We start from the raw sequence: 12,922 nt of genomic DNA, 5'->3' as shown, positions 1-12,922 counted from the left end.
GAGTCGGCGCATCGCTTCGGGCTGCAGGAGACCCGCTACGAAGGCCCGACCGGCATCGCCGGAGTGTTCCAGGACGCCTGCGTGGCCGCGGGGATACCGGCCGTCACATTCTGGGCGGCGGTTCCGCACTACGTGTCGCAGCCGCCTAATCCGAAAGCCACCGTCGCACTACTGCGCCGCGTCGAGGACGTGCTCGACATCGAGGTGCCGCTGGCCGACCTGCCGGCGCAGGCCGAGGAATGGGAACAGGCCGTCACCGAGATGACCACCGACGACGACGAAATCGCTGAATACGTGCAGTCGTTGGAGCAACGCGGCGACGCCGAAGTCGACATGACCGAGGCGCTGGGCAAGATCGACGGCGACGCGCTGGCCGCGGAGTTCGAGCGCTACCTGCGCCGCCGACGTCCGGGCTTCGGCCGCTAGGGCGTATCCAGCTGCTGGGTGTGGGCGCTGACGGACCTGCCGAGCGCGGCGACCTCGGCGTCCATCTGAGCCACCTGCCCGCCGGCGGTCTTGAGGATCGGGCCCTCGCCGAACCCGGTCGACAGGAACGGCTTCAGCCAGCGGAACACGCTTACCCAGCCCGGGCAGTAGACCCGCTTCTTGCGGTGCTCGATGCCGTCGACGAATGCCGCGGCGCACTTGTCCACCGACGTGGTCTTGTTCAACGGCCACGGGAACTTCGCCAACTGCTCGCGGAACACCGGCAGGTCTTTCTGGGTGTCGCGCACCAGCGCGGTGTCGATCCAGGACATGTGCGCCGAGCCGACGGCCACGCCGAGGTGAGCGACCTCGAGCCGCAACGCGTGCGCGAGATGCTCGTTGCCGGCCTTGGACATGTCGTAGGGCGCCATCCCCGGCGCCGCCGTGAACGCGGCCAGCGACGAGACGACCAGGACATAGCCGCGGCGTTCGATGATCGACGGCAAGGTGGCCCGCACGGTGTGGAAGACCCCGAGCAGGTTGACGTCCAGCACCCGCTTGACCGCGTCCGGGTCGACGTGCAGCACCGAGCCGTAGCTGGCGATACCGGCATTGGCGACGACGGTGTCGATGCCGCCGAACTTCTCGACGGCCTTGGCGGCCGCCGCCTGCATGGCGGCGAGGTCGCGGACGTCGGCAACCACCGTCAGCACATGCTCGTCGCCGCCCAATTCGGCGGATCTTTCGGCCAGCGCCGCCTCGTCGAGGTCGGTCAGCACCAGCTTGGCGCCCTTGGCGCGCAACCGGCGGGCCACCTCGGCGCCGATTCCCTGGCCGCCGCCGGTGATGAATACGACTTGTGAGTCAACTGACGTCATGGCCGCAACCTACCTCTTAGCGCCGCGGCGACGACAGGTCCACTCCCAGTAGCGCATCCACCGCCGCGGCGACCGCGCGCGGCGCCTCGGCGTCGTGGCCACCGTATTCCAGCGCGTCAGTAGTCCAACCATCCAGTGCGGCAAGCGCTTTGGGCGTGTCGAGGTCGTCGGCGAGATACTGGCGCAGCCGGGCGATCAGGTCGGCCGCGTCCGGCCCGGCGGGCAATGCGGTGGCGGTTCGCCACCGCTGCAGCCGCGCGGTGGCATCCTCCAGCACCTGCGGCCCCCAGTCGCGGTCGGCCCGATAGTGTCCGGCCAGCAGGCCCAGCCGGATGGCCGCGGGGTCCACACCCTGAGCGCGCAAACCTGACACCAGCACCAGGTTGCCGCGGCTCTTGGACATCTTGTGGCCGTCCCAGCCGATCATGCCGGCGTGCACGTAGTGCCGCGCGAAACGCCTTTCGCCGCTGACGGATTCGGCGTGCGCGGCGGTGAATTCGTGATGCGGGAAGATCAGGTCGCTGCCGCCGCCCTGGATGTCCAGGCCGCTGCCGATACGACTGAGCGCGATCGCCGCGCACTCGACATGCCAACCCGGCCGGCCGGGCCCGAACGGCGACGGCCAACTCGGCTCCCCCGGCCGCTCGGCGCGCCACAGCAACGCGTCGAGTTGATCGGATTTGCCGGCCCGGTCCGGGTCGCCGCCGCGTTCGGCGAACAGCGTCAGCATGGTGTCGCGGTCGTAGCCGGACTCGTAGCCGAACTGCAGCGTGGCGTCGGCGCGGTAGTACACGTCGGGGAATTCTGCGTCGTCGACGACGTACGCCGCCCCGGAGGCCAGCATCTTTTCGACCAGCTCGACGACCTCGGCCACCGTGTCGGTTGCCGCCACGTATTCGCGTGGCGGCAACACCCGCAGCGCGGTCATGTCGTCGCGGTACAGCGCGACCTCGCGGGCGGCGAGGTCGCGCCAGTCAATGCCGTCGCGATTGGCCCGCTCGAACAGTGGATCGTCGACGTCGGTGACGTTCTGCACATAGTGCACGTCGTGTCCGAGGTCCAGCCACAGCCGGTGGATCAAATCGAACGCCAGATAGGTCGCGGCGTGGCCGAGATGGGTGGCGTCGTAGGGCGTGATCCCGCAGACGTACATGGTGGCCGTCGGCCCGGCCGCGACCGGGCGCACCTGGCCGTCAGAAGTGTCGTACAGCCGCAGCTCCGGGCCACGCCCCGGCAGCACCGGTATCGGTGCGGCGGGCCAGGACTGCATGCCGTCGACTTTAAGCCCGCCACCCACGCGGGCCGTACGACGGGCTGAGAACACCCCAGGCTGCGCAGCAGACAACATGCCACCAGGCAACCGTTTAGGGCTGGCTTAAAATTCCTCAGCCGCTAGCTGGCCAACCGGATGGCACCCAGCAACAAGTCGGCCAACTCTGCGCGACACATCAGGAAGTCGGGCAGATACGGGTCGGGACGGTTGTAGATCATCTCCGAGCCGTCCAGCCGCGAAGCATGCATGCCCGCCGCCAGGATCACGCCCGCCGGAGCAGCCGAATCCCACTCCCACTGACCGCCGGCATGGATGTAGGCGTCGGCGTCGCCGCGCACCACCGACATGGCTTTCGCTCCGGCCGAACCGATTCGGACGAACTCGACGTCGAGCTGGCGGGCCAGGTAATACAGCACGGCCGGCGGCCGGTTGGAGCTCGCGGTGATCCGGATCGGACCGGAATGCGTTGTAGCGGGCGCGCTGACGGTGTCGCTGCGATGCAGCTCGCCCATCGCGGGCAGGGCGACGGCCGCGTCGGTGATCGCCCCGTTGGGCCCGCCGTGGCGCTGCCACAGCGCGACGTGCACGGCCCAGTCTTCGCGCCCCTCCCAGGAGAATTCGCGTGTTCCGTCCAGCGGGTCGACGATCCAAACCCGGTCGGCCCGCAATCGGTTCAAGTCGTCGTAGGCCTCTTCGCTGAGCACCGCGTCGCCGGGGCGCTCGGCGTGCAGTCGCCTGAGCAACAGCGCGTTGGCCTGGCTGTCGCCCTCGTCCCCGAGCAGCCACGGGTGGTCGAAACCGACCCGATTGCGCACTGTCAGCAACAGCTTTCCTGCCTCTTCGGCGAGGCTGGCGGCCAGCGCCGCGTCGCTGAGGGGCTCAGGGGTCACCGGTCCAGTATCACCGACGGGCGCGGTCCGTCATGCCATCCACGACGCATGGTGGGGTCAGCGGTGCGCGACGATCCAGTTGTTGGTGAAGCGCTGCACCGCGCTGATCTCGTCGCTGAGCCGGTTGACGATGAAGTTTTCGACCTGGCCACCCACCAGTGGGATTTTCACTTGCACGGTGGTGCTGAAGTCCAGCCGGGCACCGATTGCTAATGAGACCAACATCACCGTCCCGACCGCGGACACCGGTGTGCCGGGAACTGCCACCTCGATCGTGCCGCGCGCATGGCCGTCCGCGGTCGGGTGCCACGTCTCGGTGCGGGCCATCTCCAGATCGCCGGGCGTCAACGCGGTGACCACCTTCGGTAGCCGATTGGCGAAGAGGCTGACCGTGAGGACCGCGGTTACCGACCCGTCGTCGCCGACGGTCAGCCGGTTCAATGCGGCGGTGCCGCCGTCGAAGGCGGCCAGCCTGGCCTGCCAGTACTGCTCGTCGCCGAACGCCGCGAGGATTTCCTCGACGCGGACGGGGGCCTCCAGCGAAAGCGCCAAAGATCGTGGCATCGCGCGCCTTAGAACGCGGGCCAGGGAATCGGGCGGTGCCGGTCCGGGCCGGGCATCACCGGGTGCGAGAGCAGGATGCGGGCGCGAAGCCGCAGCGCCGCGATCTCGGCGCTGGTGATGTGGTCGGCCAGCGCATCCCCGAGCGAGTCGGCCAGGCCGTCGACCAGGCAGGACACCTTCTCCAACGTGTCGTCGTCGACCTTCTTGCCGGCCCACCCCCACAGCACCGTGCGCAGCTTGTCCTCGACGTGCAGGCACACTCCGTGGTCGACGCCGTAGACGTCGCCGTTGACGCCACGCAGCACGTGACCGCCTTTGCGGTCAGCGTTGTTGACCAACACGTCGAATACCGCCATGCGCCACAGCCGAATGTCGTCGGCGTGCACCAGCTCGACCGGGTCGCCGGCATAGTCGTAGGCGCGCAGCACCGGAAGATAGCCGCGCGGGCACCTGTCAGCCGGAACCAGATCCACCAGACCCAGCTCGGGCCCGGGATCTGAATCTGGCGTATCTCCGGGCTGGTCTACCCACAGCTGCAGCATTCCCGGGCCGGCCGGCCCGTGCCGAATGATGGTGTAGGGCACGATGTTCCAGCCCAGATGGGTCGAGATCAGATAGGCGCCAAGCTCGCGGCCGGCCAGGGTGCCGTCGGGAAAATCCCACAGCGGCTGCTCACCGGATATCGGTTTATACACGCAGTGCACGGTGTGGTCGTCCAGCGTCGCCTCGCACAGATAGGTGGCGTTGCTCGCCGAGCGAATCCGTCCCAGGACCGTCAGCTCACCGCTGCGCAGGACCTCGCGATCGTCAGGCCTCTGCGTCATCGTCCGGCCCGAGCAGCGCGCTGCGCCGGTAGCCGTTAGTTCGCGCGCAGATGTGGCCCTCGGGGTCCAGCGGTTCATCGCACAGCGGGCACGGCGGACGTCCCGCGGAAATGACGGCATTGGACCGGGTAGCGAATTCGCGCGCTGACTCCGGCGTCAGGAACACCCGCACCGCGTCCGGACCCTCGTCGGTGTCGTCGAGCACCACCGACGCATCGAACTCGGTGTCGCTGACGGCCAGCAGTTCGACAACCACGGTTTGCGCCTCGGAATCCCAGCCCAGACCCATGGTCCCGACCCGGAATTCGGCATCGACCGGCGTGATCAGCGGGCTGAGGTCTTCAACCTCGCCGGTCTCCGGCGGAACCGGCGTGCCGAACCGGCGATTGACCTCGACCAGCAGCGCGTCGATCCGCTCGGCGAGCACCGCCACTTGCTGCTTTTCCAGCACCACCGACACCACCCTGGCCTCGTGGACGGCCTGCAAGTAGAACGTGCGATTTCCGGGCTGGCCAACGGTCCCGGCGACGAATCGGTCGGGTGAGCGGAAGACGTGGATCGCACGAGACATAGCAAGTCCAAAATACCGGCAGTTGCAGCGGAGTCGTAAATCCTGGGCGCAACGCGCTGGGACGACGACTCAGTCGGTAGAGCCGCCGACGACGGCATCGTCGGCGGCCGTCTCGCCTCCGGGCGCCGGAGCAGCCGTCAACGCGGACGTCAGCCGCGCGCCGGTGTGGTTGGCATGCAGCACGAACGGGCGCAGCTTCGTGTAACGGATCACACTGAGCGACGCGGGGTCGGCGGAAATGCGCTGAAAACCATCCAGATGCAAGCCGAGCGCGTCGGCCAGAACCGCCTTGATCACATCGCCGTGAGTGCAAGCCAGCCAGAGCACGTCGCCGCCGTGCTCCTCTGCCAGCCGCGCGTCGTGCTCCCGAACCGCCGCGACGGCACGGGTCTGCACCTCGGCCAACCCTTCGCCGCCGGGAAACACCGCCGCGCTGGGATGGGCCTGGACCACCGACCACAGCGGCTCCTTGACCAGATCGCCGAGTTTGCGGCCGGTCCATTCGCCGTAGTCGACCTCGGCGAACCGCTCGTCGACAATCGGCTCGAGACCCAGTGCGGCAGCGAGCGGCTCAACCGTGTTTCGACAACGCACCAGCGGTGACGTCACCACCGCCTTGATCGCCAGGTCGCCGATCCGATCGACCAATTCCGCTGCCTGCTGGCGACCCTTGTCGTCGAGCTCGATGCCTTCGGAACGGCCGGCCAGCACGTGTGCGGTGTTGGACGTCGACCTGCCGTGGCGCAGAAGAATGACGGTCACGTCGCGCTCACCACCCCGGTGGCCAACAGGATCAGCACGGCTGCGCCGGCCGCCACCCGGTAGGCGACGAACCAATACATGCTGTGGCGCACCAGAAACCGCAGAAACCACGCCACCGCGGCCAAACCCACGATGAAGGCGATCGCAATCGCCACGACCAATTGCGGTCCGGTCGCGCTCATACCCTCCGAAACCGGACGGAAAGCGTCCGGCAGCGAGAACAGTCCCGAGGCGAACACCGCAGGAATGGCCAGCAGGAAGCCGAACCGGGCGGCCAACTCCCGCTCGAGACCGACGAAGAGCCCGGCGCTGATGGTGGCGCCCGACCGCGAGACTCCGGGCACCAGCGCCAGCGTCTGGGCGATGCCGACGACGACGGCGTCGCGCCACGTCAGCTGCTCGACGTCACGACTCTGCCGTCCGATGCGCTCGGCCAAGGCGATCACCGCCGAAAACACCACCAGCGCCGTCGCAATCACCCAGAGGTTGCGCACGCCCGAACGGATCTCGTCCTTGAAGAACAGACCGAGCACGCAGATCGGGATGGTTCCGATGATGACGTACCAACCGAGCCAGTAATCGGTCGTGCGATGGGCGGCGACGCGAAGACCGCTGAACCACGCTGCGAGGATCCGCACGATGTCGCGGGCGAAATACACCAGCACAGCGGCCTCGGTGCCCAACTGCGTTACGGCGGTGAACGACGCGCCGGCATCGCCGGCGAAGAAGACCCGCGACACGATCGCCAGATGCCCTGACGAGGACACCGGCAGGAATTCGGTCAAGCCCTGAACGACGGCCAACACGACAACCTGCCACCACGACATCGCCGGAACCGCATGCACGACGACGACCGTACCGGGTGGGTATCCCAAACAGCCGTGCGGTCGAACTACTTGGAAGCGTCGGCCAGGGCAACCGCGTCGCGGACGGCGGCGCCCAGGCTGCGCTCGTCGGTGATGTCGACATCGACGACATTGCGCCGGGCCGTGGCGACAACGTCTTCGGGCTGCGGCACGGGACCTTTGAGCAGCGGCCGGTACACCTCGACCACCAAATTCTGGCCTTCGATGCAGAACGCGAAGCTTCGGCCATCGCCGACCTGACCGAAACCGCTGGCCAAGATCTTGGTGGAGAAGAAGCCCAGCCACATGTCTTCGATAGCAAACTCTGCGTCTGAGAATTGGCCGTCTTGGGCAACGCTCATATCGCGACCATACCCCGCGGGGTATCCCGGACAACCCCGGACGACCGAAGCAGTGCCCGACAATGTTCCTTAAGATCGAGTCCCAATCGGACCACCCCTCTACCCTGGCCAGCCCCCTGAGCACCCGAGAGTTACCCCGTGCGCGTACACCGCAAACATGGCGAGAACGTCCCTCGCCGGCAGGCCATTGGCCTGCTGCTTTCCCTGCTGCTCCTGGCCGGGTGTTCGGGCAAAACCCTGGACAAGGACGTACCCACGATCGCGCCGGCGCGGGCGGCCGATTCCCCGCCTCCGGCGCAGGCCCCGGCGGGTGTGGTCCGCCCGTTGGCCGGCGCACCGCAGACGGCGATATTCGACGGCCACACCTCACAGCTGGCGATCGTCGCTCCCGGGCCTAGCTCCACCGCACCGTCGAGTCTCACGCTGCTGTCCTTGCAGCAAACATCTCAACGGGTCGTTGATCTGCCCGGTCCGGCGACCGCACTGGCCGGTGACAACGACGGCACGGCCTATTTATCCGGCCGCGGTGGCTATTTCATTGTCGATCTGGCCGCCGGCCGCGCGACCCGAGTGAACGTGCGCGACGCGGACAACGTCGACTTCACCGCAATCACCCGCCGCGCCGACGGCGTGCTGGTGCTCGGCGTCGCCGACGGGACGCTGTACACGCTCAAACCCGGCGCCGCCGACGTCGCCCGGACGAGTGTCCATGCGCACATTGATTCGATTGCGGCCCAAGGTAATACCGTCGCCGTCCTGGATCGCGGGCAGACCTCGGTCATCACGGTGGGCACCGACGGCAAGATCGGGCAGTCGCTGCGCGCCGGCCAGGGCGCCACCAACATGGCGGCCGATCCCGCGGGCCGGTTGCTGGTGGCCGACACCCGGGGCGGTCAGTTGTTGGTGTTCGGGGTCGACCCGCTGATCCTGCGTCAGGCCTATCCGGTCCCGGAATCTCCGTACGGCGTGGCCGGATCGCGCGGGTTGGCTTGGGTTTCGCAGACCGCGGCGAATATCGTTATTGGTTACGATCTGTCAACCGGAATACCACTGGAAAAGGTACGGTACCCAACGGTGCGGCAACCCGACACGCTCGCCTTCGATGATGTCGCGGGCACGTTGTATGTCGTGTCCGGCGCTGGCGGTGGCGTGCAGATCATCGAACATGCGGCGACAGGCCCACGTTGACGGCGGCACGGCACGGCAGACTGCCGACGGGCTGGGACACCGAATTGTCCGACGAGTACGAATGGGCGCCGTTGCGTCTGCCGCCCGAGGTAACCAGGCTCAGCGCCTCGACGAGGCTGTCCATCGAAGCGGAGTATCGCGGCTGGGAATTGACCCGGGTACGGCTCTACACCGACGGAAGTAGACGGGTACTGTTGCGCCGCAAGAAATCTCGTGCAGAGCACACTGACAGTAGCCGACCGGATCAGCCGGACCTGTGACGGCGGATCTGCCGCGTGACGAGAGTCCCGCGATGTACGCAACGCTGCGCCGATTGCTCTTCCTGGTACCCGCCGAACGCATCCACGCACTGGCGTTCGCCGCGCTACGCGGCGCCACGGCCGCTGCGCCGGTCCGGCGTCAACTGAGCCGTCGACTGGCGCCGATCGACCCGGTGCTGGCCAGCACGGTATTCGGGGTGCACTTCCCCGGGCCGCTGGGCCTGGCCGCCGGCTTCGACAAAGACGGCACCGGGCTCAACGCCTGGGGCGCACTGGGTTTCGGCTACGCCGAAGTCGGCACCGTCACCGCGCAGGCGCAACCGGGCAACCCCGCCCCTCGTCTCTTCCGGCTGCCCGCCGACCGCGCCCTGCTCAACCGGATGGGCTTCAACAATCACGGCGCCGCCGCATTGGCCGCCCGACTGGCCCGGCACCGCTCCGATGTTCCCATCGGGGTCAACATCGGCAAGACCAAAATCACGGCGCCCACCGACGCCGCTGACGACTACCGGGCCAGCGCCCGACAGGTCGGGCCGCACGCCGCATACCTGGTGGTCAACGTCAGCTCGCCGAACACACCCGGACTGCGCGACCTGCAGACGGTCGAGGCGCTACGCGGGATCCTGTCCGCGGTGCTGGCCGTGACCTCGACGCCGGTACTGGTCAAGATCGCACCCGACCTCGCCGACACCGATATCGACGACATCGCCGACCTGGCAGTCGAACTCGGCCTGGCCGGCATCGTCGCCACCAACACCACGGTGTCGCGGGAAGGGCTGCGCACACCGGGGGTGGATGAACTGGGCAGCGGTGGCATCTCCGGGCCACCGCTGACCCAGCGGGCCGGCGAGGTGCTACGCCGGCTGTATGGCCGGGTCGGTGACCGACTGGCGCTGATCAGCGTCGGTGGCATCGAGACCGTCGACGACGCCTGGGACCGGATCACCGCGGGAGCGTCGTTGCTGCAGGCCTACACCGGCTTCATCTACGGTGGAGGCTTGTGGGCCAAGCACATTCACGACGGCCTCGCCGACCGGTTGCGCGCGGGCGGGTTTGCGTCGTTGAGTGATGCGGTGGGATCGGCGTCCCGGTAGCCGTCGAATATCTGCGCCCAGAACGTGCTCAGCTGTCGAACGGCGCCATCCGCACCGCGAGCGTCATCCCACAGCGTCGGAGTAGTCCGAAGCGTCCGCCAGGGACGGCGCGGGCTTCGTCTCTGATCGTGTCGCCAAGGCCGCGCTTGAACGCGGGCCCGCGCGGATGGCGTCGCAACACCTCGGCAATGTTGTGCGGAGCAATGTCCCACGCACGCAAGCCGGCGCCGTCGACCATCGCTCCATACTGCACGTAATAGGCGATCGCACCATCCCGCTTGACGGTCGCGCCAGGCGTCGTGTGGCAACAGATGCCGTCGGCGATCAGATCCGCTCGAGCCGGATCGATGCCCGCAGCCTGAGCGCATGCCAGCGCTCGTTCGGCTCCGCGGATCGTGAAGTCCTCGCCCGGAACTGGCGCCGTGGCTCCCCAGTCGTGGACCAGTGCGGCGCAGTAAAAAAGCTCACGGTCGAGCCACTCACCGTCGAGGGTCGCCAGCGCCGTTCCCCACATCCACGTCCGATACGAATGGTCGGCTATCAGATCGGACTGCTCGGCGCACGCCGCCTCGGCCTCGCGCGCAAGCCTCGAGTCCGGTGGCTCGAAATCCCGCACGTCGATGCTCGATGCGCCGTCGGGCAGCCTCCCCAGCGCCAGCTTCAGCCGTCCGGCGATGTTGACCGCCTGGCTTACCGCGATCGCACCAATCAGGCGACGTCGCTCCGCTGCCGTCAAGGTGCCGCGGGTGCGCCGGACCCACTCGAGCCCGCCGAGCCGATTAGGGTCGGGATCCGCCATGTGAGCTGCCATCGGCAATCGCTACCCGGTCAAAACCGTTGCAACGCAAGCCTTCCTACTAGTGTTGCTCGTAGGTCGCATGGATCACGGCTCGCGCGATCGCATGCTGAAAGAGGTTGAAGCCCAAGAACGCCGGGCTGGCATCCTCAGGCAGGTCCAGCTTGTCGACGTCGACCGCGTGCACAGCGACGTAGTAACGGTGTGGCCCGTGACCCGCCGGCGGTGCGGCGCCGATGTAGCGGCGCTGGCCCGCGTCGTTGACCAGCGTCAGAGCGTCGCCGGGCAGGTTGCTGCCCTCACCCGCGCCGGCGGCCAGTTCGGTGACCGATGCGGGCAGATTGGCCACCGCCCAGTGCCAAAAGCCGGAAAGCGTCGGCGCATCCGGGTCGTAGACGGTCACCGCGAAACTCTTTGTGCCATCTGGAAATCCCGACCAGGACAGCTGCGGGCTGACGTCCTCGCCACCGGCGCCCATGATGCCGCTGACTTGTGGCTTGGCCAACGCCTGCCCGTCGGCGAACGACGCCGACTCCAGATGAAACGACGGCAGCTTGGGCAGCGCGGCGTAAGGGTCAGGTTGTGTGGTCATGATCGATCCCCTCTCGTGTAATCGGCTAACAGTGCGTCAGGAAATGTGTCAGCACCTCGGTGCCGAACTTGAGCGCGTCGACGGGTACCCGTTCATCGATGCCGTGGAACAACGCCGCGAAATCCAGGTCCGGCGGCAGCCGCAGCGGGGCGAAGCCGAAGCAGCGAATACCCAAGCGCTCGAAGGCTTTCGCGTCGGTCCCACCGGAAAGCATGTACGGCACCGTCCGGGCGTCCGGATCGACGGCGAGCAGCGCGGCGTTCATGGCGTCGACCAGGTCACCGTCGAACGTCGTTTCATACGACGGCAGGCTGGTCGTCCATTCCCGGGTCACGTCGGGGCCGATCAGCTCGTCGACCTCGGCCTCGAATGCCGCCAGGCGCCCGGGAAGAATCCGGCAGTCCACCACCGCTTCGGCAGTCGCCGGCACCACGTTGGTTTTGTAACCGGCCTTGAGCATCGTCGGGTTGGCGGTGTCACGAAGCGTGGCCTTCACGATGCGGGCGATCGGGCCGAGTTTCTCGACGGCCCCGTCCAAGTCGGGCGAATCGGTGTCGAAGGTGAACCCGGTTTCCTCGCCGACGGCTGTCAGGAACTGCACGACGCTGTCGGTCGCCACCACCGGGAAGCGGTGGCGGCCCAGTCGTCCTACCGCTTCGGCGAGCGTGGTCACCGCGTTGTGGTCATGGACCATCGAGCCGTGTCCCGGTCGGCCGCGCGCGGTCAACCGCATCCAGTGCATGCTCTTCTCCGCGGTCTCGATCAGGTAGAGCCGCCGTTCGCCACCATCACGGCGCGGCACGGTCAGCGAGAACCCGCCGACCTCGCCGATCGCCTCGGTGATGCCCTCGAACAGGTCGGAACGGTTGTCCACCAGCCACTGCGACCCCCATTTGCCGCCGTTCTCCTCGTCGGCCACAAAGGCGAACACCAGATCGCGCGGCGGGACGATGCCGGACCGACGGAAATGCCTGGCGATGACGATCATCATGCCGACCATGTCCTTCATGTCGACCGCGCCGCGGCCCCAGACATAGCCGTCCTCGATCGCGCCGGAGAAAGGATGCACGCTCCACTCGGCCGGCTCGGCGGGCACCACGTCCAGATGCCCGTGAATCAGCAGCGCGCCGCGCGAGCTGTCGGCGCCCTTCAGGCGGGCGAACACATTGCCGCGACCCGGCGCACCGGATTCCAGGTACTCGACCTGGTAGCCGACGTCTGCCAGCTGGGCGGCAACCCAGTGGGCACATTCGGCCTCGCCCCTGGTGGTTTCGAGTTCGCCGGTGTTGGTGGTGTCGAACCGGATCAGCCTGCTGACAACGTCGACGACATCATCGATCGGAGTCGCAGCGGGCACCATCACAGTCACCTTTCCTACCACTGACGCCCGCGCGGCTGCGCGGCACTTGCGGGTCGAGTTCGCCAGTCGGCGCGCCCGCCGGCAGGTTTGGGTGCGGGCATACCCATCCGATAGCCTTAGCTGCTTGATTTGGTCTCGGTCCGAGTGGCGGAATGGCAGACGCGCTAGCTTGAGGTGCTAGTGCCCTATTAATGGGCGTGGGGGTTCAAGTCCCCCCTCGGACACGGCTTAACTCGT

16 protein-coding genes and 1 tRNA gene are annotated in these 12,922 nt (G+C 67.5%); 5 read left to right on the top strand and 12 right to left on the bottom strand.

The features are described 5' to 3' along the window. On the top strand, positions 1-426 hold a 426-nt coding region (locus VN856_RS03620; RefSeq protein WP_325686219.1), incomplete at its 5' end, for a PAC2 family protein. Here VN856_RS03620 and VN856_RS03615 read toward each other — a convergent pair. From VN856_RS03615 to VN856_RS03575, 9 genes are all read right to left on the bottom strand, one after another. Continuing rightward, the gene (locus VN856_RS03615) at positions 423-1,304 is read right to left on the bottom strand and encodes an SDR family oxidoreductase (RefSeq protein WP_325686217.1); all 882 of its coding nucleotides are present in this window, start codon (positions 1,302-1,304) and stop codon (positions 423-425) included. The genes VN856_RS03620 and VN856_RS03615 overlap by 4 nt on opposite strands. A gap of 16 nt (positions 1,305-1,320) precedes the next feature. Next, on the bottom strand, positions 1,321-2,574 hold the full coding sequence (gene mshC, locus VN856_RS03610; RefSeq protein WP_325686215.1) for a cysteine--1-D-myo-inosityl 2-amino-2-deoxy-alpha-D-glucopyranoside ligase: 1,254 nt from the start codon (positions 2,572-2,574) through the stop codon (positions 1,321-1,323). A 122-nt stretch (positions 2,575-2,696) separates the two neighbouring features. Continuing rightward, the gene (locus VN856_RS03605) at positions 2,697-3,467 is read right to left on the bottom strand and encodes a 3'(2'),5'-bisphosphate nucleotidase CysQ (protein ID WP_325686213.1); all 771 of its coding nucleotides are present in this window, start codon (positions 3,465-3,467) and stop codon (positions 2,697-2,699) included. Positions 3,468-3,524: 57 nt separating this feature from the next. Then, a complete protein-coding gene (locus VN856_RS03600) occupies positions 3,525-4,031 on the bottom strand; it encodes a DUF2505 domain-containing protein (RefSeq protein WP_325686211.1) in 507 nt (168 codons plus the stop codon). 8 nt (positions 4,032-4,039) lie between these two features. Beyond that, complete coding sequence (locus VN856_RS03595; RefSeq protein ID WP_325686209.1) at positions 4,040-4,855, bottom strand: SCO1664 family protein; 816 nt, start codon at positions 4,853-4,855, stop codon at positions 4,040-4,042. Beyond that, on the bottom strand, positions 4,839-5,426 hold the full coding sequence (locus tag VN856_RS03590; RefSeq protein ID WP_325686207.1) for a DUF3090 domain-containing protein: 588 nt from the start codon (positions 5,424-5,426) through the stop codon (positions 4,839-4,841). Before VN856_RS03590 ends, VN856_RS03595 begins: the two co-directional genes overlap by 17 nt. Positions 5,427-5,495: 69 nt before the next feature. Further along, the gene (locus tag VN856_RS03585; RefSeq protein WP_325686205.1) at positions 5,496-6,188 is read right to left on the bottom strand and encodes a histidine phosphatase family protein; all 693 of its coding nucleotides are present in this window, start codon (positions 6,186-6,188) and stop codon (positions 5,496-5,498) included. Then, positions 6,185-7,015: an undecaprenyl-diphosphate phosphatase gene (locus VN856_RS03580; protein WP_325686225.1), complete on the bottom strand. Its 831-nt coding sequence runs from the start codon at positions 7,013-7,015 to the stop codon at positions 6,185-6,187. Before VN856_RS03580 ends, VN856_RS03585 begins: the two co-directional genes overlap by 4 nt. A 65-nt stretch (positions 7,016-7,080) precedes the next feature. After that, positions 7,081-7,395, bottom strand: coding sequence for a hypothetical protein (locus VN856_RS03575; RefSeq protein WP_325686203.1), 315 nt, complete (start codon positions 7,393-7,395; stop codon positions 7,081-7,083). Between the two features lie 138 nt (positions 7,396-7,533). On the opposite strand from VN856_RS03575, the gene VN856_RS03570 reads away from it, so the two are divergent. Genes VN856_RS03570 through VN856_RS03560 form a run of 3 tightly spaced genes read left to right on the top strand, consistent with a single transcriptional unit; the run spans position 7,534 to position 9,937 of the window. Beyond that, a complete protein-coding gene (locus VN856_RS03570) occupies positions 7,534-8,583 on the top strand; it encodes a YncE family protein (RefSeq protein WP_414686857.1) in 1,050 nt (349 codons plus the stop codon). After that, positions 8,580-8,843 carry a DUF5703 family protein gene (locus VN856_RS03565; protein ID WP_325686201.1) on the top strand — a complete coding sequence of 88 codons (264 nt, stop codon included), beginning with the start codon at positions 8,580-8,582 and terminating at the stop codon, positions 8,841-8,843. The genes VN856_RS03570 and VN856_RS03565 overlap by 4 nt, the downstream gene beginning before the upstream one ends. A gap of 32 nt (positions 8,844-8,875) precedes the next feature. Further along, positions 8,876-9,937, top strand: a complete 1,062-nt coding sequence (locus tag VN856_RS03560) for a quinone-dependent dihydroorotate dehydrogenase (protein ID WP_325686221.1) — start codon at positions 8,876-8,878, stop codon at positions 9,935-9,937. A 28-nt stretch (positions 9,938-9,965) separates the two neighbouring features. Here the strand turns inward: VN856_RS03560 and VN856_RS03555 are convergent, their stop codons facing one another. From VN856_RS03555 to VN856_RS03545, 3 genes are read right to left on the bottom strand one after another with little or no spacing between them, the layout of a single operon-like run. Continuing rightward, positions 9,966-10,736 (bottom strand): hypothetical protein, encoded by a 771-nt coding sequence (locus tag VN856_RS03555; RefSeq protein ID WP_325686199.1) that lies wholly within the window; start codon positions 10,734-10,736, stop codon positions 9,966-9,968. 58 nt (positions 10,737-10,794) lie between these two features. Then, the gene (locus VN856_RS03550) at positions 10,795-11,325 is read right to left on the bottom strand and encodes a YbhB/YbcL family Raf kinase inhibitor-like protein (protein WP_325686197.1); all 531 of its coding nucleotides are present in this window, start codon (positions 11,323-11,325) and stop codon (positions 10,795-10,797) included. Between the two features lie 25 nt (positions 11,326-11,350). Then, positions 11,351-12,685, bottom strand: a complete 1,335-nt coding sequence (locus VN856_RS03545; protein WP_325686194.1) for a M20/M25/M40 family metallo-hydrolase — start codon at positions 12,683-12,685, stop codon at positions 11,351-11,353. A gap of 138 nt (positions 12,686-12,823) precedes the next feature. Here VN856_RS03545 and VN856_RS03540 point away from each other — a divergent pair. Continuing rightward, a tRNA-Leu gene (locus tag VN856_RS03540) sits at positions 12,824-12,909 on the top strand. The last annotated feature ends 13 nt before the right edge of the window (positions 12,910-12,922 follow it).

The sequence above is a fragment of the Mycobacterium sp. genome (assembly GCF_035603715.1).
Taxonomy (GTDB): domain Bacteria; phylum Actinomycetota; class Actinomycetes; order Mycobacteriales; family Mycobacteriaceae; genus Mycobacterium.
Note: the sequence above shows the minus strand (reverse complement) of the source record. Positions and strands in the feature narration are given on the sequence as shown.